The 1,098-nt window shown below is 46.3% G+C and carries 1 protein-coding gene; it reads right to left on the reverse strand.

The features are described 5' to 3' along the window. Nucleotides 1-199 precede the first annotated feature (199 nt). Nucleotides 200-1,098: M14-type cytosolic carboxypeptidase (locus R7P67_RS25990; protein ID WP_318086478.1), on the reverse strand; the 899-nt coding region annotated here is incomplete at its 5' end.

Genomic DNA, 1,098 nt, shown 5'->3' on the forward strand with positions numbered 1-1,098 from the left:
TGCGGAGAATATCACACTCTTAGCACTTTTCTGTGATGCAAATCACCCTATTTTTGCAGTTTCTCAAACTTGAGAAGAACTCAGTAAATGGATGAATGGCAACTAATTTTTACAATAAGAAATGCGAATAACAGGAAAGAAAACAGCCCATCAAAGATGAGCTGTTCGGTAATGAATCAATGCTGTGGAACTATTGCATTTAAATTTTGTCTGTCACCGCAAGTGTTGCTGCAAGCACGTCTTGCCCAAACATCACGCTGCGCTCAGGAGACCAACCGTACAACGGATCAGGGTGGTTGTTATTGTCTTTGAATGGCATCTCGATTGTGTACGATAAGCACTTAAATTGCTCGGCAACCCAGTTTGAACCAACCGTCAGGTTTGCCTTGCCTGGTTCGTCTTTGTCGTAGCCAATTTCATCTTGGAACTCTGGCGTAATAGTCAACAGTGCTTGTTTGAATGCATTTTCCAGCGCCGCTAAGTTTTCATCGTACGATGGGATGCCTTCAGAGCCTGCAACAAAGTTGTATGGGATCGCTTCATCACCATGAACATCTAAGAACATATCCACGCCCGTTTCGAGCATGCGTTCACGAACAAGGAACACCTCTGGGCTTTTCTCCATTGAAGGCGTTTGCCATTCACGGTTTAGGTTTACACCAACCGCATTCGTGCGTAGGTGACCACGAATACCACCATCTGGGTTCATGTTCGGTACAACGTAAAGCACTGCTTTCTCAAGTAATGCACGGGCAACCGTATCGTTTTCATCCAGCAGACGCTGAATCATACCTTCCATAAACCACTCGGCCATGGTTTCGCCCGGATGCTGACGCGCGATCATCCAGATTTTCTTTTTGCCTTCTTCTGGCTCACCAAAAGTCAGTAGGCTCATGTCGTTACCATCTAGGGTATGACCCAGTGTATCTAGCTTGCAGTGGTGCGCGCTTTGCGCCATGTGCAGTAGATCGAGATGGCGATCATACGTGTACGGTGCAAAGTATGCGAAATAGATAGAGCCGCGCTCTGGGATCACAGTAAACGTTAATGTGTCACCATCAAATTCAGCGGGAATACGGAACCATTCTTCACGGTCAT

It is taken from the genome of Vibrio sp. Vb0937 (genome assembly GCF_033338855.1).